The 21,966-nt window shown below is 59.4% G+C and carries 21 protein-coding genes; 12 read left to right on the forward strand and 9 right to left on the reverse strand.

Features of this window, described 5'->3' with window-relative positions; translation table 11 throughout:
* The first annotated feature begins 1 nt into the window (after nt 1).
* The 6 genes from IRY30_RS01500 to IRY30_RS01525 all read left to right on the forward strand — a co-directional run bounded on the left by IRY30_RS01500 (nt 2) and on the right by IRY30_RS01525 (nt 6,370).
* Nucleotides 2-424, forward strand: a complete 423-nt coding sequence (locus IRY30_RS01500; protein ID WP_194555641.1) for an urease subunit beta — start codon at nt 2-4, stop codon at nt 422-424.
* Between the two features lie 4 nt (nt 425-428).
* A complete protein-coding gene (gene ureC / locus IRY30_RS01505) occupies nt 429-2,141 on the forward strand; it encodes an urease subunit alpha (RefSeq protein WP_194555642.1) in 1,713 nt (570 codons plus the stop codon).
* Nucleotides 2,142-2,152: 11 nt separating this feature from the next.
* Nucleotides 2,153-2,899 carry an urease accessory protein UreF gene (locus IRY30_RS01510; protein ID WP_194555643.1) on the forward strand — a complete coding sequence of 249 codons (747 nt, stop codon included), beginning with the start codon at nt 2,153-2,155 and terminating at the stop codon, nt 2,897-2,899.
* A gap of 28 nt (nt 2,900-2,927) precedes the next feature.
* Nucleotides 2,928-3,611 (forward strand): urease accessory protein UreG, encoded by a 684-nt coding sequence (gene ureG / locus IRY30_RS01515; protein ID WP_323741513.1) that lies wholly within the window; start codon nt 2,928-2,930, stop codon nt 3,609-3,611.
* 202 nt (nt 3,612-3,813) lie between these two features.
* Nucleotides 3,814-4,584 (forward strand): urease accessory protein UreD, encoded by a 771-nt coding sequence (locus IRY30_RS01520; RefSeq protein WP_228502483.1) that lies wholly within the window; start codon nt 3,814-3,816, stop codon nt 4,582-4,584.
* Between the two features lie 91 nt (nt 4,585-4,675).
* Entirely contained in the window at nt 4,676-6,370 is a 1,695-nt protein-coding gene (locus tag IRY30_RS01525; RefSeq protein ID WP_228502485.1) for a purine-cytosine permease family protein, read from the forward strand.
* Between the two features lie 24 nt (nt 6,371-6,394).
* Here IRY30_RS01525 and IRY30_RS01530 read toward each other — a convergent pair whose 3' ends face one another.
* The 5 genes from IRY30_RS01530 to IRY30_RS01550 form a co-directional block, all read right to left on the reverse strand.
* Nucleotides 6,395-7,669, reverse strand: coding sequence for a Fic family protein (locus IRY30_RS01530; protein WP_194555645.1), 1,275 nt, complete (start codon nt 7,667-7,669; stop codon nt 6,395-6,397).
* A gap of 124 nt (nt 7,670-7,793) precedes the next feature.
* Nucleotides 7,794-8,120 (reverse strand): ArsR/SmtB family transcription factor, encoded by a 327-nt coding sequence (locus tag IRY30_RS01535; RefSeq protein ID WP_194555646.1) that lies wholly within the window; start codon nt 8,118-8,120, stop codon nt 7,794-7,796.
* Nucleotides 8,117-8,944 (reverse strand): ABC transporter ATP-binding protein, encoded by an 828-nt coding sequence (locus IRY30_RS01540; protein WP_194555647.1) that lies wholly within the window; start codon nt 8,942-8,944, stop codon nt 8,117-8,119. Before IRY30_RS01540 ends, IRY30_RS01535 begins: the two co-directional genes overlap by 4 nt.
* Complete coding sequence (locus tag IRY30_RS01545; protein WP_194555648.1) at nt 8,941-9,951, reverse strand: ABC transporter substrate-binding protein; 1,011 nt, start codon at nt 9,949-9,951, stop codon at nt 8,941-8,943. Before IRY30_RS01545 ends, IRY30_RS01540 begins: the two co-directional genes overlap by 4 nt.
* Before the next feature lie 12 nt (nt 9,952-9,963).
* A complete protein-coding gene (locus IRY30_RS01550; RefSeq protein WP_309825945.1) occupies nt 9,964-11,085 on the reverse strand; it encodes a FecCD family ABC transporter permease in 1,122 nt (373 codons plus the stop codon).
* 238 nt (nt 11,086-11,323) lie between these two features.
* On the opposite strand from IRY30_RS01550, the gene IRY30_RS01555 reads away from it, so the two are divergent.
* The 3 genes from IRY30_RS01555 to deoC are packed head-to-tail and all read left to right on the forward strand — an operon-like array spanning nt 11,324 to nt 13,663.
* Nucleotides 11,324-12,580 (forward strand): DUF445 domain-containing protein, encoded by a 1,257-nt coding sequence (locus IRY30_RS01555; protein WP_194556506.1) that lies wholly within the window; start codon nt 11,324-11,326, stop codon nt 12,578-12,580.
* Nucleotides 12,581-12,585: 5 nt separating this feature from the next.
* Complete coding sequence (locus IRY30_RS01560; RefSeq protein ID WP_194555649.1) at nt 12,586-12,903, forward strand: DUF2516 family protein; 318 nt, start codon at nt 12,586-12,588, stop codon at nt 12,901-12,903.
* A gap of 7 nt (nt 12,904-12,910) precedes the next feature.
* Nucleotides 12,911-13,663 carry a deoxyribose-phosphate aldolase gene (deoC, locus tag IRY30_RS01565; protein WP_194555650.1) on the forward strand — a complete coding sequence of 251 codons (753 nt, stop codon included), beginning with the start codon at nt 12,911-12,913 and terminating at the stop codon, nt 13,661-13,663.
* A gap of 95 nt (nt 13,664-13,758) precedes the next feature.
* Here deoC and IRY30_RS01570 read toward each other — a convergent pair whose 3' ends face one another.
* The 3 genes from IRY30_RS01570 to IRY30_RS01580 are packed head-to-tail and all read right to left on the reverse strand — an operon-like array spanning nt 13,759 to nt 16,216.
* Nucleotides 13,759-14,814: an LmeA family phospholipid-binding protein gene (locus tag IRY30_RS01570; protein ID WP_194555651.1), complete on the reverse strand. Its 1,056-nt coding sequence runs from the start codon at nt 14,812-14,814 to the stop codon at nt 13,759-13,761.
* A gap of 41 nt (nt 14,815-14,855) precedes the next feature.
* The gene (locus IRY30_RS01575) at nt 14,856-15,713 is read right to left on the reverse strand and encodes a class I SAM-dependent methyltransferase (RefSeq protein WP_194555652.1); all 858 of its coding nucleotides are present in this window, start codon (nt 15,711-15,713) and stop codon (nt 14,856-14,858) included.
* A 2-nt stretch (nt 15,714-15,715) separates the two neighbouring features.
* Nucleotides 15,716-16,216, reverse strand: a complete 501-nt coding sequence (locus tag IRY30_RS01580) for a DUF2505 domain-containing protein (RefSeq protein WP_194555653.1) — start codon at nt 16,214-16,216, stop codon at nt 15,716-15,718.
* A gap of 23 nt (nt 16,217-16,239) precedes the next feature.
* Between IRY30_RS01580 and IRY30_RS01585 the strand changes: the two genes are divergently transcribed.
* A complete protein-coding gene (locus IRY30_RS01585) occupies nt 16,240-17,565 on the forward strand; it encodes a UDP-N-acetylmuramate dehydrogenase (RefSeq protein ID WP_194555654.1) in 1,326 nt (441 codons plus the stop codon).
* Between the two features lie 468 nt (nt 17,566-18,033).
* On the opposite strand, the gene IRY30_RS01590 is transcribed toward IRY30_RS01585, so the two are convergent.
* Nucleotides 18,034-19,830 (reverse strand): long-chain-fatty-acid--CoA ligase, encoded by a 1,797-nt coding sequence (locus tag IRY30_RS01590; protein WP_194555655.1) that lies wholly within the window; start codon nt 19,828-19,830, stop codon nt 18,034-18,036.
* A gap of 182 nt (nt 19,831-20,012) precedes the next feature.
* Between IRY30_RS01590 and mshA the strand changes: the two genes are divergently transcribed.
* Together mshA and IRY30_RS01600 are read left to right on the forward strand one after the other, a co-directional pair.
* Nucleotides 20,013-21,275: a D-inositol-3-phosphate glycosyltransferase gene (gene mshA, locus IRY30_RS01595; protein WP_194555656.1), complete on the forward strand. Its 1,263-nt coding sequence runs from the start codon at nt 20,013-20,015 to the stop codon at nt 21,273-21,275.
* A gap of 53 nt (nt 21,276-21,328) precedes the next feature.
* A complete protein-coding gene (locus tag IRY30_RS01600) occupies nt 21,329-21,937 on the forward strand; it encodes a type III secretion system chaperone family protein (protein WP_194555657.1) in 609 nt (202 codons plus the stop codon).
* The last annotated feature ends 29 nt before the right edge of the window (nt 21,938-21,966 follow it).

Below are 21,966 nucleotides of genomic sequence, written 5' to 3' on the forward strand. Positions count from 1 at the left end.
CATGTCTAGCGGACCCGGCCCGTATATCGTGCAGCCAGGAAAAATAGAGCTCAATGTGGGTAGCACTCGTGCCCAGATCAAGGTGCGAAACAAGGGAGATAGAGCCATCCAGGTGGGTAGCCACTATCACTTCTTTGAGGTCAACCCAGACTTGGAGTTTCCGCGTGAAGAAGCCTGGGGAATGCACCTTTCCATCCCGGCCGGCCTGGCCATTCGTTTTGAACCCGGTGACGAAAAAGACGTAGAACTCACTGCGTTCCGCGGCCGCCGGATTTTGTACGGCTTCGCCGGGTTGGTCAACGGGAGCTTGGATGATCCCGAAGTGAGGGCCGCATCGATGGCACTGTTGCCAGAATTCTTGGAATCCAATTCAGAAGTGTCAGAAGACGACCAGCCGGTAGCAGAAGAAAATAAGGCGGAATAGAGCCATGAGCAGCATTGATCGTTCTCGTTATGTAGAAATTTATGGTCCCACTGAAGGCGACCGCGTGAAGTTGGCAGATACCAACCTCACCGTGCGGATTGAGAAGGACTATTCGGCGGTCGCGTATGGCGATGAATCCGTCTACGGCGGTGGCAAGGCCGTCCGTGATGGCATGGGTATGGACCCAGGCGCGGTTGACGCGTTGGATACTGTCATTTTGGGTGCCATTGTTCTCGACGCCATACTCGGGGTGGTCAAGGGTGACGTCGGAATTAAAGATGGTCGCATCGTGGGCATCGGCAAGGCGGGTAACCCGAACACGCAGGATGGCGTGGATGATGACCTGGTGATTGGACCCGGCACGGAGGTGATTGCCGGTGCGCACCGTATTCTCACCGCGGGTGGAATTGATACGCACATTCACTTCATCACCCCACAGCAGGCTGAGGAAGGGTTATCCAACGGAATCACCACTTTCTTTGGTGGTGGAACGGGGCCTGCCGAGGGCACTTTGGGCACCACCTGTACCCCGGGCCCCGATGCCTTGAAGTTCATGCTGCGCGCGGCCGAGGGGCTGCCAGTGAATACCGGGTTCTTGGGGAAGGGCTCGGGTAGCTTGCCGGATGCGCTGCGTACTCAGGTAGCTGGCGGTGCTGCCGGTTTGAAGGTGCACGAGGACTGGGGTGCCACCCCGGCTGTGATCTCCAATGCCTTGGACGTGTGCGAGGAAATGGATGTGCAGCTGGCCATCCACACGGACACGCTGAACGAGTCCGGTTTCTTCCAGTCCACTGCGCGAGCCATGGGTAACCGGACCATCCATACTTTCCACTCCGAAGGAGCCGGTGGCGGGCACGCCCCGGATATCCTGCGGGTGACGGGGATGGAGAACGTGCTGCCTTCCTCCACCAACCCCACCTTGCCGTACACGGTGAACTCCTCGGAGGAACTGCTGGACATGGTGATGGTGTGCCACCACCTCTCCCACGACATCCCGGAGGATGTCTCCTTCGCTGATTCCCGCGTGCGTGCCGAGACCATCGCCGCGGAAACGGTCATGCACGATATGGGCTTGATCAGCATTTTCAGCTCGGATTCCCAGGCGATGGGTCGCGTGGGTGAATCGTGGACCAGGGCATTCCAGACCGCCCACCACTGCCGCGAGCAATTGGGGGAGTTGGAGGGAGACGATGGGGCGGACAACAATCGCGTGTTGCGATTCCTAGCCAAGTTGACCACCAATCCGGCCATTGCTCAGGGCATTTCTGAGCACGTCGGCTCAATTGAGAAAGGCAAGATCGCGGACCTGGTTCTGTGGCCGGTGGATTCTTTCGCTGCCAAGCCCCACCTGGTGATCCGCCACGGACGCATTGCCTGGGCCGCAATGGGAGATCCCAACGCGTCCATTTCTACCCCGCAGCCGATTTACTACCGCTCGCAGTTCGCCAACTACGGCAAGGCCCTGCCGGCTACACGCGTGACCTTCATGTCTCAGGCGGGCATCGACGCAGGCGTTCCGGTGCAGTTGGGCCTGGATTCATTGGTTCTGCCCGTGAGGGGAGCGCGGCATTTGCGTAAGCGGGACATGGTTCGCAACAACCGGCTGGCAGATATTCAGGTGGATCCGGACACCTATGAAGTACGGGTGGATGGGGAAATCGTCACGATTGATCCGGCGGAGCGCTTGCCATTGGCGCAATTATTTTATCTGTTCTGAGTGCTGAACTGATGAATCAACTTTCTGCGTTACTTCACGCCGTAACCTACGGTGATTCGGCCTACCCTTCCGGCCGCTACACACTGTCGCATGGGCTGGAGGGATTGGTGCAATCGGGCAAAGTTCACGGTGCGGACGAGGCCGGGGCTGCGCTGGAGGGACACCTTCGTCATACGGCAGTGCCGGGTGACGGGGTGGCCACGGCTATTGCCGTGCTGCAGGCTGACGCCGTGGCAGAGAATGTGCGGTCGCTGAAGAATGCGCAAGATTTCCTAGTGCGTGTGGATCATGAACTGACCGCCACGAAAATCACTGAGGAATTGCGCAAATCCTCCACTCGGGTGGGGCGACAGACGCTTCAGGTTCACGGCGAGGTCACCCCAGTTTCGGGGTTGTTGGAATCTTTTTCTAACGCCACTACACAGCGCCTTACGCCGGGAAATCAAGCCATTGCATTGGGTCTAATCCATCAGTCGCGCGGACTGGATGCTCTGGAAGCCGTAGGAGTCGAACTGATTGGATTGGTTATCGGGTGGTCCTCGGCAGCGCTGCGCTTGCGACAGTGCGATCACATTAGTGGCCAAGTGATGATTAATCGCGCCATCCCGTTAATCACAGAATTAGCCGAATGGGCAGTGGCTGAAGCTGATGAATTGTGCGAGTCCGAGGAGGTGCAGCACCTTGGCCGCGCGAGCCCTGGGCTGGATATGGCAAGTGCAGCGCACGAGCGTGCACCGGCCCGCCTATTCATGAGTTGAACGGGCGATGATGCTGGTGTGAGCGGGGCTGGCGTCGAAAAAAGATCATAAACAACAAAGGACACGAGAAATGAACAACCCAGTAATCGGTAATGGATCACCACTGCGTATTGGAATTGGTGGGCCTGTGGGGTCTGGCAAGACAGCGCTGATCGAAGCACTGGTACCTAAGTTTGCGCAGGCAGGACATGAAGTAGGTGTGATCACCAACGACATTTACACACAGGAAGATGCGCAGCACATTCGGCGCGTGCTGGACGGTGTGATTGACGGATCCAAGATTGTGGGAGTTGAAACGGGTAGCTGCCCGCACACGGCAGTGCGCGATGACCCGACTATGAACCTCATGGCTGCGGCCGACATGCTGGACGAACACCCGGAGCTGGACACAATCTTTTTTGAATCAGGTGGAGACAATTTGACGCTGACGTTCTCGCCGGCACTAGTGGACGTGTTTGTTTTTGTGCTTGATACGGCTGAGGGCGACAAAATGCCACGTAAGCGCGGACCTGGCATCACTGAATCCGACATTTTGGTGATCAACAAGGTAGACATCGCAAAATACGTGCGGTGTGACATTGACCGGATGCATTCTGACGCAAATGACGTACGCGACAACAAGACGGTGATCCTGACGAATTCGCTTGAAGGGCAAGGAATCGACGAGCTAGTGGCTGCGTTGGAGAGCTATCGTGAGCCCATTGATGGGTGACCGGCTCGATGCATCTCTGATCACACCGTGGATTCCCCGTGAAGTACGCGAGTTCTTGGCGCGTACAGATGGGGCGGTTAGCCAAAGGTCCGGAGTGCTAGGTGTGGGCAAGCCCGGAAAGGTCGGAGTACTGGAAGCTACGTTCAAGGTAGATCAGGCTTCGGGAAGGACGGGGCTTGCGAAGCGTTTTGTGAAAGCGCCGATGAGTCTCACGAGACCGCTATATGTGGATCCTTCTGACCCTTCACATGCCGTGTTGTACGTGCGAACGACGGGGGGCGGATTGGCAGAAAACGACCGCATCCGACAAAAAATACTGGTGGGAGAACGCGCTCAAGCCACGGTCACCACTCAGGCTGCTACAAACGTTCATCGAATGAATACGGGATTGGCTACGCAATGGTCTACCTTCTCCGTGGCAGACCGTGCGCGTCTGGAGTATTTGCCCGGCCACACCACGCTGTATGCGGGTTCGCGACTGGTGCAGTTCACAGAGTTCGAGGTAGCTCCACAAGCTGCGTTGATTGCCGGCGAGATCACCCTGGCGGGCCGTCTGGCCCGTGGTGAGAACCACACCTTTGACGCTGTCTGTTTGGGCATGCGCGTGACCCGCAATGGCATGCCGCTACTCAAAGATCACGTGGTCATGGTGGGTGCGGGCAACGGCACGGATCTGATGTTATGGGGGGACGCACCGGTGTGGGGCACGTTGGTGATTGTGGTCCCGGAGGATTTTTCCCCGACGCAAGGCTTTGCACTCAGCGACATGTGTCACGAAGCTCTATTGGCAGTACCTGCAGTTCAGGAAGGCAAGGTGACTACTGGAGTGAGCACGTTGATGAATAGATCTGGAGCGATGGTGCGCATCGCCGGGAACTCTTCCATCACCGTGCGTGCAACGATGAATGCCGCTCATGATGCAGCGCGCCGGGCGGTCATGGGGTCCCCAGCGTTTGATCTGCGGACGATGTGAAACGGTCCGGAAACAAACGCATACTTCTAGAAACAAACCGTTGACGTAACTGCTCATCGGTTGAAACTTGCGCTTTCTAAGCTCAATCAGCATGAGCCCAGAAACCAAACTAGATGAACCGCGGGTGGTTGCCCGCCCGATTGCTTCTACACGTCGTGGCGTCGAAACACACGAGACCGCCGAAACCAACAACGGCGGCGAGGATTTCAGCCTTCGCTTCGCCCCGCGGCACTATCGCAAGTGGACCCCGTTGGTGGTGGCTTCCTCTGCGCTGGGTGGCATCGCGTATCTCGCGGACTTCTCCATCGGCGCCACCATCGGCGTGACTCACGGAACGGGCAATGCCATCGGCGGCATTTTGATTGCCGCGCTGTTGATCTTTATCAGCTCCTTCCCGCTGGCGTATTACGCGGCTCGGTACAACCTGGATTTGGACCTGATCACCCGCGGCGCGGGCTTTGGTTACCTGGGTTCCATCCTCACCAACCTGATTTTCGTCTCCTTCACGTTCATCCTCTTCGCCACGGAGGGCGCGATCATGGCGCAGGGTCTGAAGGTGGGCTTCGGCCTTCCCCTGTGGGCCGGTTACGCGGTGAGCTCCCTGATGATCATCCCGCTGGTGATCTACGGCATGAAGATCCTGGCCAAGCTGCAATCGTGGACCAACCCGCTGTGGTTAGTGATGATGATCCTGCCCATGGCATACCTGCTGGTCACTGAGCCTGAATCCGTGAGCACCTTTCTGAACTACGCCGGTGATCACGGCGAGGGCGTGAACTTCGCCTCCATGATGTTGGCCGCTGGAGTGTGCTTGTCTCTGACTGCGCAGATCGCGGAAAACATTGATTACCTGCGCTTCATGCCTCCCAAGACCCCAGAAAACTCCCGCAGCTGGTGGACCGCCGTGATCATGGGTGGCCCAGGCTGGGTGTTCCTCGGAGCTGCCAAGCAGATCGTGGGCGCATTCCTGGCAGTGTACATCATCGCCAAGCTGGGGCAGGGCACGGATTTGGCCATCGAACCCGTCAACCAGTTCCTCAGCCTTTACGAAGAGATGATGCCGGACTGGATTGCCCTGGTCCTCGCCGTGTTCCTGGTGGTTGTCAGCCAGATCAAGATCAACACCACCAACGCTTATTGTGGTTCCTTGGCTTGGACAAACATCTACTCCCGCAGCTTCAACCGCTACCCCGGTCGCATTGTGTTCGTGCTGTTCAACGTGGGTATTTCCCTGGCCCTGATGGAATTCAACATGTTCCAGGTGCTCGGCTTTGTGCTGTCCTTCTACTCCAACCTGGCCATCGCGTGGATCTTCACCGTGGCCGCGGACATTGTGTTCAACAAGTACCTGCTCAAGCTCTCCCCGAAGAACCCGGAGTTCCGCCGCGGCATGCTGTGGAACGCCAACCCGGTGGGTCTCACCTCGCTGTTGCTCTCCGGTGGCATTTCCGTGGCCATGTTCTTCGGCGCCTTTGGCGAGACGATCGCCCCATTCAGCCCCTTGTTCGCCGCTCTCATCGCCGTGGTGGTCACGCCTCTGATGGCCATCATGACCCAGGGTGCCTATTATCTTCGACGCCAAGATGATGGCATTGACCTGCCCATGTTTGATGAGCACGGCAACCCTTCCGATGATCTCCTCGAATGTGCCCTGACCGGGGAGATGGTGGAACGCCCAGACATGATCGCTTCTGCTGTGCCGGGGCCGAATGGTGAGAAGCAGTATGTCTCTTCGCTGGCGCTAACTTTGGATAAGTCCGGTGAGCACGTGTTGCCGCCGAACTAGGCTGCAGTCTTGGAAATTGCCTGGCTAATTTTTGAGGCCGGGCACGCCTCTCCCTTTATTGGGAGGGGCTATCGTTGTGTCGAACTGGCTGCTCGCGAGCTTACGATCTGCAAAGGTGATGAGTTCGAGCGCATCATCCGCGTAGTAGCCCTTTTGTCCGTGAGCGCCGATTGTTTTGGTGCGCAGGATGCCCGCACTGGTGAGATTATCCACTGCGTTTTGTGCGACAGTTCGACCCACACCATAAAGCCGTTGCAAGCTGGCGATCGTGACAATGGGATGCCCTGGTAACTCGCTAAGCAGAGTTGCCTCCAGAGAATTCCGGCGTAGGGCTCTGACCATGCCTTGGCTTTTGCGGAAAGACTCGAATCGCTCTTCCCAATCGGCCTGGATAGCTAGCAAATCTCCCGTGATGATTTGAGCTTGAGTGATGGCTTGATCGGTGGCGTCGAGAAAAATCTCTATCCACTTCTCGGGTTCATCAGCGCGAAAGGCAGTGAGCCCCGCGATGTATCGGTGAGACCATGTGCCGAGCACCAAGCTGATGGGCAGCAGCGTCTGGCGGGTAAGTCCACGGCGCAGCAGAACACCATGAATCAACGCGCGCCCAACGCGCCCATTGCCATCGGTGAACGGGTGAATAGTCTCAAATTGGGCATGGCCAATAGCAGCTTGAATGAGCGCGCCATGCGTGGCGCCGTTCAAGTAGTCGCACAGATCCTCCACTAATTTGCGGACCAATTCAGGAGGTGGCGGAATGAATTCTGCGCCGATGGGGGTCCGAGACGCCCCGCCGATCCAGTTCTGGATTTCGCGCAGACCCAGCGGGATACGTCCACGTGAACCGATGAGTTCGCGTTGGAATTCCTCAAGCATTTCCGGCGTGAGAGTGGGTGTTTCAGCAAAGTCCTGTTCAACCGAGCGAAGGACCTGAAGGTTTCGGGCCACGGCTTCTGCGCTTTCCTTGAAACCACGGATATCTTCTTCGGCGGCTAATTCTGCCAGCACAACCTTGTCAACGTTCGGGGCAATGCCTTCGATTCGAGAAGAAGAGATCGCCTCGGAACGCATCAATAAGCGGGCGATGCTTTCTAGCTGGCCCGCGCCTTCAAAGTTGGCGAGCTCGATTATCCGCCGTTCGATCTGAGCTGCCCGCTGGGATAATTCAGAGGGGATAGCGATGGTCTGGTCCGCGAGTTTTCCGGGAACATAGGCGCGATACTTTCCGCCCTGCTTGTCTGCACGAGAAATCCCGCTGCCACCCTCGGGAACCCAGTGGCGTTCCTCCCAGCGATGCATGGATACTCCTTAAACCGGTCAACTATGGGCTTAGCTTACTGGTTTAAGGCTTATCCCGGTAACCTATGACCGTTTCTTACTGGTTTAGTAGCTAAACCAGTAAGGGACATTGCGGGCGTCGAAGCTAGTGCCCGTGCAGCGCGCCAATATCGTGCAGAACCTGGTGAACCTGCGGATCTACCAGCGAGTAGCGCATCTCTCGGCCGTGCCGCTCCGCCTGAATCAGTCCTGCGTTCGCCATCAAGTTCAGCGCTGCGCTAGCTGTGACCACGCGAGTCTCCGTCACATCGGCCAGTTCTTGCACCGTGCGCTGGGAGGGGCCACCGTGATGTAGCGCCACTAACAAGCGCAACCGGGTTCGATCACCTAGCAGTTTGAACAGCAGATGCCAGGAATCGGCGAGGTTTAAAGCCCCGTCCAAGGACAGCGGCGCGGAGTGAGAATGACTCATGACCGAAGAGTGTAGTCAGCCGGGCCATTTCCCGGAGAAGCATCCGCATCCCCAGGAGAAAACACCAGGTGTGGCCGCCCAGAATCTTCAATCCGGCGCACCTTCATCCGGTAGATCGGCTCAATCTTCTCCGGAGTCAGCACCTCCGCTGCGGTTCCGGCATGGGCGAGGGTGCCGGCGTCGAATAAAAGAATGTTTTCGCAATAACGCGCGGCCAAGTTCAGGTCATGCAGGACCACCACGCTGGGGATGCCGTGATCTCGCACCAACTGCAGGATCGAGTGCTGATAATGGACGTCGAGGTGGTTGGTGGGCTCATCCAGCAGCAGGTAGCGAGGGTTCTGGGCCAGGGCGCGGGCGATGTTCACGCGCTGCGTCTCGCCACCGGAGAGCTCCATGAGGGAGGAGCGCGCGTGGTCCAGCATGCCCACGTTAGCCAGGGATTTCTCGATCCACTCCGCATCCTCCGAGCTGCTCATCCCTGCCCAGTTTTGGTGCGGCAGGCGGCCCAGGCTCACGTAATCCCACACGCTCACGGGGATCTCGGCAGGGGCCATCTGTGCCACCACACCAATCGTGCGGGCGATGTGTTTGGTGGAGATGTTCCGCAAGTCAGAGCCGTCCACCGTCACGTTCCCGGACTGCGGCTTCAACGCGCCATAAGCAGCAGAAATCAGTGTGGATTTACCGGAACCGTTGGGTCCCACGATCCCGGTCATGCCCTCACCGCGCGTGAGCTGCGCGCTCACGGATTGCAGGGCCAGCTTCTTCCCGCGGCGCACGCTCAGATCCTTAACGGCGATGCCATCCGGTGCAGAACTCATCGATGATCCCGCAGGTAGGCATCAATTTTCTCCACCCCATCCACGGCCAGCGGGGTAGCTGGTTCGGCAAAGTTCAGCAGCATCGGCATCACCTGCTTGTCCTTGATGGCAGCCACATTGCCCAAGCCCGGGCGTTTGCTCACGTCCCGCACCACATCCTCCGCCGAACCAGTGGTGTGCAGTGCGACAATCACATCCGGATTCCGAGCAACCACCTCCTCCGGGTTCACCTCAAACACCCGATCATCCGTGGAACCAAACACATTCTTCAACCCCGCGTCCTCCACCATCGGGTTGGACATGGACCGCGAACCATACGCGTACAGCACCCCGCCGCCGAGCTCCGGATACACCACCGCCACTGTCTTGCCCTGCCCCTCGGCCTGCTTTTTTACCTGCTCAACGCGCTGCTGCAACTGGCTGATGTACTCGTGCGCCTTATCCTCAGCCGCAAAAACCTGCCCGTACAGATCCACCTGATCCCACGCGTTCTGCCAGGTCGTGGGCCCATCGATACCACCGCAATAGGCAGGTTCATCAATCACCGGCACTCCGCGCGGATTCAACGTCTGATAATTCACCGTCTCCGAGGCTCCAATCACCAGATCCGGGTTCTGCGCCAGCACTTCCTCGGCGGAGATCTGCAGGTGCCCGCTGGCATCAAGGCGATCGGTGAGCGAAGGAATCTGGTCGATCTGCCCCCTCGTCTGCGCATCGAAATACTCGCCCGGATACACACCCGCCCGGCTCACCACCCTGTCCAGCTGCCCCAGGTGCGCCAGCGTGTTCATCGACTCCGCGCCCATCGTCATCACCCGCTCCGGCGGCGAATCCACGGTGACCTGATGACCACAATTGCTCACCGTGGTCTGTTGCCCTTCTTCTTTATCCGACGCCGCCCCCGAACAACCAGCAAGCAGCACCAACCCAGCGGCTGTTACCGCCGCGAGAGTCCCGCGGCCAATCCGGTGGGAAGTAATGTGCAGATGATTAGACACGTGTGACATAGCGTGGCCTCCTTAATTCGAGGACGCGGGATACGCCCGCTTGATGAGAGGAATGATGAAAGGGGCACCGAGCAGTGCCGTGACGATACCCACCGGGATTTCCTGCGGAGCCAACACCACGCGGGAAAGAATGTCCGCCCAGATCAGCAAAATTGCCCCAAGAACAGCGGAAATGGGCAATGCCCATCGATGTTTGGAACCCACCAGCCGCCGCGCGATGTGCGGGATGATCAGCCCGATGAAGCCAATGGCCCCGGACATGGCCACCACCACGCCAATCAATAGACTGCTCAGCCCCAGCAAGACAGCCCGCAAGGTGGTGGGGTTGATGCCTACGGCGAGAGAGGTGGCGTCGCCAGAAGAAAGAGCATCGATGCGCGGAGCCAAGAGGATGAAGGCCACCGCCACCACTGCGGTGGTGATGAGGGTGACCAGGAGCACGCCGTTGAAATTGGCCAGGCCCAGGGAGCCGAGGAGCCAGAACATGATGGAGCGGCTGGCTTCGGGGGAGTCGGAGGCGAAGATGAGGAAGCTGGTGGCCGCGGAGAGCGCGTAACCGATGGCCACTCCGGTGAGCAGCACGCGCAGGGAGGTGAGCTTTCCGGAGGAGAGCGCCACGCCAAAGACCACCGCGGTGGCGGCCAGCGCGCCGAGGAAAGCCGAGCCTTGGAGGGCGTAATCGCCGAATTGCGCGCCGATGCCCAACACGATCGCGGCGGCGGCTCCACAGCTGGCACCTGAGTGGATGCCGAGGATATAGGGGTCTGCCAGCAGGTTTCTCACCACGGCTTGCAGCACCATTCCGGTCAGGGCCAGTGCAGAACCGACGATGGCGGCGAGAATCACTCGGGGGGTGCGGAGTTGCCAGACAATGGCATCTTTCTGCGGATCCTGCGGCCATGGTGTGGTGGCTGCGGGATCTGTGCCGGGGAGAATCTGGGCGAGGTGGTGGCCGAGGATGCTCAATGTGTCCGGGGCGTTCACGCTGGTGGGGCCCAGGCAAATACCCGCGATGAAGCTGGCGAAAGCCACCAGTAGCAACACAGAAAACCACACCAGAAATCGCGCTCGTGAGGGCGCGTGGGAATGCGCACGAGAAGAATGCTGCGGCTGCGAGGCGCGGACTGAAGTCACGCATCCATCCTAGAGACATTCTAACGATCGTTAAAATGACGGAGCGGGCGAACCTGCGCACAGCCACCTCCCAGCAGAATTTTCTAGGAGAAGCGGGGGACAGTGCCATAATGACAAGGTGAACTCACCAGCAACACCATCCCGCGATATTCAGGCGGGCACCACTACTGCGAACGCATCCAGTGCGACCCCAGCAAACCTCACCGCGCAGGGTCTCACCGCGCCGGGCCCAGACCCGATGACGGAAGCTCAGCGGCGCGCAGACCTGCGCAAGCACAAGAACATCGCCACGGGCATGCTCATCGTGGCTGCCGTGGTCTACGTGGCAATGCGCTGGTTGGAATACCAGGGCAATCCCGGCGGGTGGATCGGTTATGTACGCGCCGCTTCTGAAGCCGGAATGGTGGGTGCGCTGGCGGACTGGTTCGCCGTGACCGCACTGTTCCGCCACCCGCTGGGCATCCCCATCCCGCACACCGCCATCATCAAGCGCAAGAAGGACCAGGTGGGGCACCAGCTCTCCGAGTTCGTGGGGGAGAACTTCCTCAACGCTCCGTTGATCGCAGAGAAGCTGCGTAGCGCGCACATTCCGCAGCGCGCCGCCGATTGGGCCGTGGCCGAGGGAGGTGCCGAGCGTGTATCCCAGGAAACCGGGCGGCTCGTGGATCTGGTGGTCAACGGCGTGAACGCGGAGGAAGCCGAGCAGGTCCTGGAAGTCCTGGTCTTGGACAAACTCCAGGAGCCTACCTGGGGCCCGCCACTGGGCCGCGGGTTGGAACAGCTCATTGAGGAAGGCCGCACGGAACCCGCCATCGAGGCAATCGTGGTGTGGATGGATGACAAAGCCCAGAGCAGCGAGGAGTTTGTCACCCGCCTCATCGACGAACGTACTCCCACTTGGGCGCCGAGTTTCATCCGCAACCTCGTGGGCTCAAAGGTGTATTCAGAACTGGTGAAATTCACCGCCGACGTGCGCTACAACCCGGATCATGACGCGCGCCGGGAGCTCCGCAAGTTCCTCGATCAGCTGGCGCATGACCTGCAGCACGATGAGAAGATGATCGAGCGCGTGGAGAAGTTCAAGGAAGACATCATGACCTCCACCCCAGTGCGCGCAGTGCCCGGCGCGCTCTGGGAATCCGCGCGCAGCACCTTGAGCACCATGGCCCGAGACCCAGAATCTCTGCTCCGCCGCCGGATCACGGACTGGGTGCGAGGCTTTGGCCGCCGCGTGCAGGACGAGCCCGAGCTGCGCGAGAAGCTGGAAAATCGAGTGGTCAGCGCAGCCAGCTACCTCGCTGAGAACTACGCCGGAGAGATCACCAGCATCATCGGTGAGACGGTGGAGCGATGGGATGCGCAGGAGGCGTCGGACAACATTGAACTCATGGTGGGTAAGGATCTGCAGTTCATCCGCATGAATGGAACGATTGTCGGTGCGCTCGCCGGGCTGGCCATCTATTCCCTGGCCGAATTGATCTTCGCGGTAGCATAAAGCCCATGCACATCATTCTGAGCGCACTACCACTGGCATTTTTCTGGATGAACCTCTTGGCATCCATAATCGTGCTGGGTCTGGGAATTTTCGGCCTAATTACCGTGGCCGGCACCCGCGACGATGCCTTCACTGTGATCGATCGGCAAAAGCAGAATTGGTTGATGCTCACCGGCGGTGCCACGGCTGCCGCGCTGTTGAGCCTCTTTGTTCCCACTGTGATGATGCTGTGGATCATCGCGGCGGTCATCGTCGGCATTTACTGGCAGGATGTTCGCCCCGCCATTCGCGACGTGCTGGATAACTCCAGCGGAAGCTGGTGATCTACCAATGACTGATACACAAAATCTGACTCGCGCGCAGGTGGCAGCCGTGATGGACGCCACCTTGTTGAAGCCCGAAGCAACCCACGCTGACGTGGACAAACTGGTTGCGGAGGCCGCCCAGCTGGGGTGCGGTGCGGTGTGTGTTTCGCCCTCCATGTTGCCCGTAACTCGCGTTGATTTTTCCGACGCCACCAATTCCACTTCCACCCCAGCCGTAGCAACCGTGGTGGGTTTTCCCAGCGGAAAGCACGCCACCTTGGTGAAGGCCACTGAAGCGCGCTTCGCAGTGGAACACGGTGCGGTGGAAGTGGACGTGGTGGTGGATATCGCCAAGGCCATCGTCGGTGATGCCAACTCCCTGATCAGCGAGTTGATGACCATTCGCGAGGCCGTGCCTCAACCAGTGATCCTCAAAGTGATCCTAGAAACCGCGTTGCTTGATGAGCCCGCCATCCGCGCGTGTGTGCGTGCGTGTGCGGCAATCGGCGCTGACTACGTGAAAACCTCCACCGGGTTCCACCCCGCGGGTGGAGCCTCAGTGGAGGCGGTAGAGATCATGGCCGATGAGCTGCGCAAGCAGGACAAGCTGGCCACTTTTGGGATGAGCGAGGATCTGCGTCGCAACGTGGGAGCCTTGGGTATCAAGGCCTCGGGCGGGATCCGCACTTGGGAAGCAGCGCTGCAGATGATCGCTGCGGGTACAACCCGTTTGGGAGTTTCTTCCCCGCAGGCCATCCTGGACGGCGCTCCCGCCTAGTTGACCCCGGCCTAGTTTTGACGTTTAGCTAGCTCGACATAGCTCGGTTGAGCTAGCCCGGCTTGGCTAGTCCCGCTTAGCGACCAGCGCACTAACTAGGCCGCGTAGCCATCACCGGAGGAGCCAACGGGACCTCCGGCAGGGGCTTCGCCGGATTCCTGCAGGGAATCTGAGCTGCCCGAACCGTTGCCACTTTCGGAGCTGGAGCCGGAGCCCGTGCCGTTTCCGTTCGAGCTGCTATCACCGGGGGAATCTTCAATGCTCTGGGCCATCTGGCTCATGTCCACGTTCTGGCCCTTGAGCTTCACATTCATTCCGCTATCCGTCACTTCAACGCTCTCGAATTCAAGGCCGGAAAGATCCCCAGCCATGGATTGATCAGCGAGGGACTCGCGGAGCGTGTTGACGATAGATTCCGGCATGTCCATCCCGGCGATCTTCGCGCCATCCACATCCAGCTTCAACTGCCCGTTTTCAATGGTGGGCTTCATGGACATGGTGGCCAGACCCTGGGTGATCTCCACATCGAGCGTCTGATTATCAGGAGAAGGCTTGATATCCGTGATGGTGATCAGGTTCTGCAGGAAATTTCCGGAATCCTGCGCCTGCTTTTCGTTCATGGACTTCTTCACCTGAGCCAGCATGAACTCCGCAGGGATACTGGTGGTCGCGGTCAGATCTCCCACGATCATCTGCTTGCCCTGTTCCTGGATCTCGGTGTCCTTACCCAAGAAGTGGATCTCCGGGTTGCCCTTGACTACCGGGCGGGATTCATCGTTGTCCTCATAGGAAATATCGAGTGAGGAGGGGATGGTCATATCCAGCTCGCCCAAGGTCTTGGTGAACAAAGCGGCCAGCACAGGTGAAGCCCCGAAGGACACCTGCGGGTCGCCGGCCATCTCCACGTTCTGGGATGCCGCGTTCTCCTCCAAACCAGAGACAATCTGGTTCTTCATATAAGCGCGCATTCCGAACTCCGCCAGCGCAATGAGCAGCACAAACACCAGCAGAACTGCCAGGAGAACCTTCCACCAGCCACCCTTTTTCTTCGGCTGCTGCGGTGCGCTTCCCCAGGCTTGCTGCGGCGCTTGCTGCTGCGCATTCTGCGGAGGGAAATTGTATTCAGACGTTTGGTTATAGGAATTGCTCACGCACCCAGTGTTCCTGAACAAGACACTCAGCGCTAGTGCGGTCAGCGCCTTGGAAGGAAACTCCCAGTGGGAGCGGAATCGTCCACCGCAGACCACGGGACGGTCAGTGAGCTGTCGGAGAGGCGGCGTCGAGAAGAAAGGCGAGGCAACCCCGTGGCCACATGAAAGTGATCCAGGGCGGCCCGCCACCGCACGCGCGGGCCAAAAACGGCCAGGGGAGCGGCCAGGTTCCAGGCGGCGTCCATCTCGCAGAGGACCTCATGGATCGCGTGACCGGGCGTGTTCTGGTGGATGAGCGCCTTGGGGAGCCGCTCGGCGATATCGGAGGGCTTGTCCACGCACCCGGGAGTCCACGCCATGGTGAGGGTCTGCGGGCCAGAGTGATCCAACAGCACCCACGTGGAGCGCCGGCCCAGCTCGCAACAGGTGCCCTCGATCAGCACGCCTCCCGGGTGCAGGCGTTCCTGCATGGTGGCCCAGGCATCGCGGACTTGGTCGGCGTCGTATTGACGCAACACATTAAACGCCCGGACCACATCCGCCCGCATGTCCGCCAACTCAAAACCACCGAGCGCGAAGTTCACCCCATCGCGCGGTAGCAACACCCGGCTGGGCTCAATCTCCAACCCAGTGACCTGCACAGAAGGCTCCACCGAACGCAAATGTCGCGCCCACTCCACCGTGGTGGTGTGCGAAGCCCCATAACCCACATCAACCGCCACCGGAGGCCTGCCTGCACGCGCGGCCGAGCGCAACAGATGCTGCACCTGTGGCTGCGCCACCAGCCAGCGATCCGATTTCCGCAGGCGATTAAAACCAGTGGTACCGCGGGTAGGTACACCAACGGGCCCGTCCGCATTCCACGAACGAGCCCGGAGATTATGAGCGTGATCAGCCACGCTTACTGCAGGTTGTCAGAGATGAACTTCTCAATCAGAGTTGCCTCGCGAGTGAGGAAATCCTCCACGAAAGATGCAACCTTAGGCTCCAACACAGCGCCCATCATGGGGATGGCCACCTCAACGGAGATGTCAGCGAACAGATCGGTGGTGTCACCCTTGCCGGTCAGCTTGGCATCCGCAGCGAACTTCACTGGAGCACCCTTAACCTCGGCGTTGACGTTACCGGTGGAGATGTTGTCTGCCACTGGGCCGAACTCAACCACGCGCTTGAGCTTCAGATCCTGGGAAACCATGCCACGCACAGCCTCGGGGAGAGCGGACTTTGGCAGCAGCTCGAAAAGCACTACGTTGACTGGCTCCTTGGTGAAGGACTCCACCGTGCCAGGCTCATCGTTGATGGTCTGTGCTTCGTACTCCCAGTACTCCTGGGAAGACAGCGCCTCGTAAACCTTTTCGATTGGGTAGTTGATGGTTGCCGTGTTCTCAGTATGTGTAGTCATGTCAACAGACTACCTTTAGTAGGGTGAGCGATTCAGAAACCAATGCACAAAACCTGCCCGAGTTACTCGAAAAGCTGCGCGATCCCGCCTTCATTCCCGGCGCCCGCGTTGTGGAGCGGACGTTTGCGGAACTCACCACCCTGAGGATCGGTGGCGCACCGGCTGCCGTGGTGGCGTGTTCTGAGCCTTCTTCTTTGGCTAGCGTTGTTTCTCTTCTCGACGCCAACTCCATTCCCCTCCTCGTTCTCGGCGGAGGCTCCAACTTGGTGATTGGCGAAGGTGATGAAGTATCGGAGCTGGTGGTTGTCTGGGCTGTGGATTCTGCCTCGGAGATCTCTATCGATGCAGAGACCGGGGTGGTGCGGGCCTTTGCTGGTGTGAATTTTGATCAGCTGGTGGCTGCCACCGTGGAGGCTGGGCTGAGCGGCTTGGAGTGCCTGAGCGGCATCCCTGGTTCCGTTGGGGCTACGCCGGTGCAAAACGTGGGGGCGTATGGCGCGGAGGTTTCGCAGGTGCTGCGGCGCGTGCAGTTGTTTGAGCGGGGTGCTGTGGGTGCTGGAGCTGGTGATGCTGGCTCGGGTGCTGCTGCGGATCTGCAGTGGGTCAGCCCCGAATCCCTGGATCTTTCCTACCGCTATTCCAACCTGAAGTTCACGCAGCGTGCCGTGGTGACTGCTGTGGAATTCCAGCTGGGCACGGACGGGCTCTCCGTGCCCTTGCGCTTCGGCGAGCTGGCCAGGAAATTGGGCGTGGCTGAAGAGGACGCGCGCGCCGGGAACGCTGATGCCCGCCGACCCGTAGCCCAAGTACGCGAAGCGGTGCTGGAACTGCGCGCTGGCAAGGGCATGGTGTTGAACCCAGATGATCACGACACCTGGTCCGCTGGCTCCTTCTTCACCAACCCCATCGTGGAAGGCGAGGAGGTCCGCAATGCTGTTATCGCAGCTGTGCGCGAGAAATGCGGCGAAGAAAAGGCCAACAGCATTCCGGTGTTCTCCGCGGGCCGTGGCGGTGCTGCAGAAGACGATGCCGTGAAGAACCGCGCAGCGGAGAACCCAGCCGTGAAGAGCGCGAATGTGGATAGTGAGCCCGCCAACGCGGGCGTGGAGCGTTTCAAGTTTTCCGCTGCGTGGCTCATCGATAACGCTGGCTTCTCCAAGGGCTATGCAGTGCCAGGCCATGAATCAGCCGCGCTTTCCTCCAAGCACACCTTGGCGCTGACAAACCGGGGGAGTGCGACCAGCGCGGATATCATCGCGCTGGCCCGTTCAGTGCGCAATGGCGTGCACGACGCCTTCGGTGTCACCCTCGAACCGGAACCCGTGTGGATCGGCGCCCGGCTGGACTAGCGACTTAATCGTTAGCCTCGTCATGCTGGGGTCAGCGCGCGCTGCCCAAGATTCCGCCAAGAAAAAACAATCGTCCGAATTGCTGGCGCACTGCCTCGCAAAACCCCAGGTCGGGAAAAGTGAGATGCCAGTAAGCGGGACGTTTGTACATAACTGGTGTGGTGATCGTGTGGTCACGGCGTGACGTCAGTAGCACTGAGCATCGTGCGGAGCTGCAGTCCAAGCAGTTACACCTCGGTAATGTCGCATTCACCCCGTTTTTTGTCATAGCCCTCGGAGAAACCCCAGGTTGGAGAAATTTAGAATGCAAAAAACGGGGTGAATGCGACATTGCTGGCGTCGAACAGGACTCTGGCCTGTAAAAAACCGCACGAAAGCAGAAAAACGGCGGGAGAACCGAAGTTCACCCGCCATCTTTTAGAGCCGCAGCCCAGAGAGCAACAGCTCAGAAAGCTGCAGCCCAGATAGCTACTTCTTGTCCTCGATCATGGACTCAACAAGATCCTTGACCTCGCGGCGGCGGATCTTGCCGATCATGTCCGCAGGCAGCTCATCGACCACGAAGAACTTGCGTGGAACCTTGTAGCGGGTCAGGCTTTCGCGGGCCCATTCGCGAGCCTTCTCGGCGTCGAAATCAGATTCAGAAACGCCTTCCTCCAAGACCACCGCAGCAACGACCTCTTCGGAGCCGTCCTCCTGCTCCAGGCCAACCACGCCGGCCTTGGAGATCTGTGGGTGATCGGCGAGGACTTCTTCCACCTCAGCGGGGTAAACATTGAATCCGCCGGTGATGATCATTTCCTTGGTGCGGGAGACGATCTTGATGAAGCCGTCCGTTTCCATGACGGCCATGTCTCCGGTGTCGAACCAATCCTCGTGGAATGGCTGCTCATCGTCCGCGACGTTGATGTATCCCTTGAACACCTGCGGGCCACGAACCAGCAGCTCGCCGGCTTCGCCGTCCGGCATGGTGCGGGAGAGGTCATCGGGATCAGCCACGCGTAGCTCGGTGTCTGGGAATGGGATGCCGATGTAGCCAGCGCGACGATCCGGGGTGATGGGGTTGGCCACGATGATTGGGGCGGTCTCGGTCAGGCCGTAGCCCTCCACGATCTTGCCGCCGGTCTTCTTCTCCCACTCTTCGGTGGTCTTGGTGGGAAGAGGTGCAGCGCCGGACAGAGCATTGTTGATGCCGGAAAGATCGAGGTTGTTTTTCTCTGCTGCCTCGAGAATCTTGGTGTACAGAGTTGGCACACCTGGCATGTAGGTGGGCAGTTCCTTCTTGAGCTGATCAACGATCAACGGGATTTCCGGCTTAGGCAGCAGAGCGAGCTTGCCGCCGGTGGCCACGCCGAGGGCTGCAGTCAAGGTCAGGCCGTACACGTGGAACAGTGGCAGTGCGGCGAGGTACTTTTCCTGCGCGCCTTCGCCCAGGTTCTTCACCCATGCCAAGCCCTGAACAACGTTGGCCATGATGTTGCCGTGGGTCAGCTCTGCGCCCTTGGGCTTGCCGGTGGTTCCGGAGGTGAACAGGATTACCGCTGGGTCATCTCCGCTGAGGTCGGACGGGGTTTTGATGTTCTTGCCGTCGCCACCGAACTTCTTGGTGAGCAGCTTGGAGAACGGTACGCTTCCTGGCGCATCGCCGTGCAGCTGGTTGCGCTTTTCCTTCAGTGAAGGGACGGGCAGCTTCAGCGCGAGACGCTTGACCAACGGCATCGCTTCGATCATGTTGACGGAAACGATGGTTTCCAGCTGCGTGGTGTGCAGCAGTTTCTCGCACACGTCGTAGACGTTGTCCCAAGCGATAACGATTTTCGCCTCGTGGTCCTTGAATGGACCTTCGAGCTCGCGTGCGGTGTACAGCGGGTTGTGCTCCACCACGACAGCACCGAGCTTGAGCACAGCGAAGAAGGAAATAAGGTGCTGCGGGCAGTTCGGCATGATCAGTGCAACGCGCTCGCCACGCTTGACTCCCATGTGCTGCAGGCTGGCGGCCACCGAGTTCACCTGCTCAGCGAAGTCTGGGTAGCTGGTGGTCTGGCCGAAGAAGTCGAGGATGTCCCGCTTGGAGTTTTCCCGCACGGACTTTTCCAGCATGGAGACCATGTTGGAATCCGCGGGATAGTCCAGAGAGTGAGGCGTCCATTCCGCGTAGTACTTCAGGTAGGGCTTTTCTTTCCATGCGGTACCTTCCGGCGCGTCGCTGCGGGGCGCAGAGCCGGTTTCGGTGGCGGACGCTTCGGGATTGTTGACGTTCGTCATCGTGAGCACTCTCTCTCTTTTGGTGCGTGTTCGCTACGTGCAGCAAGACCCGAAAACTGGAATAGAAAGCGGGCGCGGGGCAGTAGCTGGGTATAACGCTCTACTTTAGCTAGGGAAACATATCTATAAGGGAAAATAACTAAAAAAGATAAATTAGCGCGGGCGGGTTAGAGTTTGGGGTTATGCGAGTCGCGATCATCTCCTTCCACACCTCTCCGATGGAGCAACCCGGTTCCGGAGATGCCGGCGGGATGAACGTCTACATCAAGAACACCGCGCTGCAGCTCTCCAAGCAGGGCGTGGAGGTGGATATCTTCACCCGAGCCACCCGTCCGCTGCAGGGCGAAGTGGTGCACGTGGCTCCGAACATGCGCGTGATCAACTGCGTGGCCGGCCCGTTCGAGGGTCTGCCCAAGGAAGAGCTGCCCACCCAGATCGCGGCCTTCACCGGCAGCGTGCTGGCGTATGTGCGCAAGGCCGAGCAGGAACCGTATGACATCATCCATTCCCACTACTGGCAATCCGGCCAGGTGGCGTGGCTGTTGCGAGATCTGTGGCACATCCCGTGGGTGCATACCGCGCATACCTTGGCCGCGGTGAAGAATTCTCTCCTGGCCAGTGGCGATTCCCCGGAGCCCGTGAGCCGCCGGATCTGCGAGCAGCAGATCGTGGATAACGCTGATCTGTTGATCGTGAACACGGAAGCCGAAGTGCGGGATCTGGTTGAGGGGTACGACGCCAACGATTGCCTCATCCGCGTAGTTCACCCAGGTGCGGACGTGGATAAGTTCACCCCTGGTTCCGGCCGTGCCACGGAACGTACGCGCCGTGAGCTGGGCATTCCTTTCCTGGCCAAGGTGGTTGGTTTTGTGGGTCGTTTGCAGCGGCTCAAGGCTCCCGATGTGCTGCTGCGAGCCGCGGCGATCTTGGTGGAGCGGCACCCGGAATTGATGCTTTCGGTGGTGATTTGCGGTGGTTCTTCCGGCTCTGGGCGTAATGCTTTGGAGGAGATGCAAAAGCTGGCGGAGGAGCTGGGTATCTCCCGGATTGTTCGTTTCCTGGCGCCACGCCCATCCGAGGAACTGGTGAGCGTGTACCAGGCCGCGGACCTGATCTGCGTGCCCAGCCATAACGAGAGCTTTGGCTTGGTAGCCGTGGAGGCGCAGGCGTGCGGCACCCCGGTGGTGGCGGCGAACGTGGGTGGCCTGCCCATCGCGGTGGAGGATGGCAAGTCTGGATTGCTGGTGGATGGGCATGACCCCGAGGCGTGGGCGGATGCTTTGGGCGAGCTGTTGTTAAACGACGCCAAGCGCATCGAAATGTCCGAATATGCCCCCATCCATGCGCGTGAATTTTCCTGGGAGAAAGCAGGGCAATGCTTGCGCGAGATCTACTCGGAACTACCACCAGCGGGCAGGCCGATCGAGCGCAATCCCTTCGGCTAAGGGGTTTGGCTAAGCCAGTTTCGTTCACCCCTCCCGCGTGTAGGCTGATTTTCATGGATCGCGCGGCAATTTGCACCCTCTTGGACAGCGCCGAGGTTGAGTACGTCGAAGCTGGCGACAACGTCGTAGTAGTACTCCCCGGCGAAAAGAAATTGAAGACCAACTGCCTGTTTATTCCACAGGATGGCATGTTCCGCATCGAGGCATTCGTGTGCCGTCATGTGGAGGAAGCCCAGGAGGAGGTCTACAAGCTGCTGCTTCACGAAAACCGACGGAACTTCGGTGTGCACTACACACTGGACAGCAACGATGACATCTACCTGGTGGGTCAGTTCTCAGACACCACCACGCCCGAGGATATCCAGCGCGTGCTGGGCCAGATCCTGGAGCGCGCCGACCGCGATTTCAATCGCATTCTGGAGCGCGGCTTCGCCTCCTCCATCCGCCACGAATGGGCTTGGCGACTCTCTCGCGGTGAGCCAACGATGAACCTCAAGGCCTTCGCTCGCCTGCGCCCTTCTGATGAGGAAGTGGCCACCTTGGCTCCACCGCCTGATTCCCACTTGGCTGAAGAAGTCCACACCCCGGATTCCGTGGTTTCTCAGGACGAGCCAGAGGCCAAGCCTGAGAATGAGACAGACGCTGAGTCCGACAACTCATAATTCCACAAGCGCCTTGCACGCTCACTGGT

Source organism: Corynebacterium suicordis DSM 45110 (assembly GCF_015351405.1).
Taxonomy (GTDB): Bacteria; Actinomycetota; Actinomycetes; order Mycobacteriales; family Mycobacteriaceae; genus Corynebacterium; species Corynebacterium suicordis.

Bases quoted from the DNA above. Each gene is read 5' to 3' on its own strand.
- IRY30_RS01530 (WP_194555645.1), bottom strand. From the start codon at position 7,669: ATGCATCGCTGGGAGGAACGCCACTGGGTTCCCGAGGGTGGCAGCGGG.
- IRY30_RS01590 (WP_194555655.1), bottom strand. From the start codon at position 19,830: ATGACGAACGTCAACAATCCCGAAGCGTCCGCCACCGAAACCGGCTCT.
- IRY30_RS01525 (WP_228502485.1), top strand. From the start codon at position 4,676: ATGAGCCCAGAAACCAAACTAGATGAACCGCGGGTGGTTGCCCGCCCG.
- IRY30_RS01520 (WP_228502483.1), top strand. From the start codon at position 3,814: ATGAGTCTCACGAGACCGCTATATGTGGATCCTTCTGACCCTTCACAT.
- ureC (WP_194555642.1), top strand. From the start codon at position 429: ATGAGCAGCATTGATCGTTCTCGTTATGTAGAAATTTATGGTCCCACT.
- IRY30_RS01555 (WP_194556506.1), top strand. From the start codon at position 11,324: ATGACGGAAGCTCAGCGGCGCGCAGACCTGCGCAAGCACAAGAACATC.
- deoC (WP_194555650.1), top strand. From the start codon at position 12,911: ATGACTGATACACAAAATCTGACTCGCGCGCAGGTGGCAGCCGTGATG.
- IRY30_RS01600 (WP_194555657.1), top strand. From the start codon at position 21,329: ATGGATCGCGCGGCAATTTGCACCCTCTTGGACAGCGCCGAGGTTGAG.
- IRY30_RS01500 (WP_194555641.1), top strand. From the start codon at position 2: ATGTCTAGCGGACCCGGCCCGTATATCGTGCAGCCAGGAAAAATAGAG.
- mshA (WP_194555656.1), top strand. From the start codon at position 20,013: ATGCGAGTCGCGATCATCTCCTTCCACACCTCTCCGATGGAGCAACCC.
- IRY30_RS01580 (WP_194555653.1), bottom strand. From the start codon at position 16,216: ATGACTACACATACTGAGAACACGGCAACCATCAACTACCCAATCGAA.
- IRY30_RS01560 (WP_194555649.1), top strand. From the start codon at position 12,586: ATGCACATCATTCTGAGCGCACTACCACTGGCATTTTTCTGGATGAAC.
- IRY30_RS01540 (WP_194555647.1), bottom strand. From the start codon at position 8,944: ATGAGTTCTGCACCGGATGGCATCGCCGTTAAGGATCTGAGCGTGCGC.
- IRY30_RS01545 (WP_194555648.1), bottom strand. From the start codon at position 9,951: ATGTCACACGTGTCTAATCATCTGCACATTACTTCCCACCGGATTGGC.
- IRY30_RS01510 (WP_194555643.1), top strand. From the start codon at position 2,153: ATGAATCAACTTTCTGCGTTACTTCACGCCGTAACCTACGGTGATTCG.
- IRY30_RS01535 (WP_194555646.1), bottom strand. From the start codon at position 8,120: ATGAGTCATTCTCACTCCGCGCCGCTGTCCTTGGACGGGGCTTTAAAC.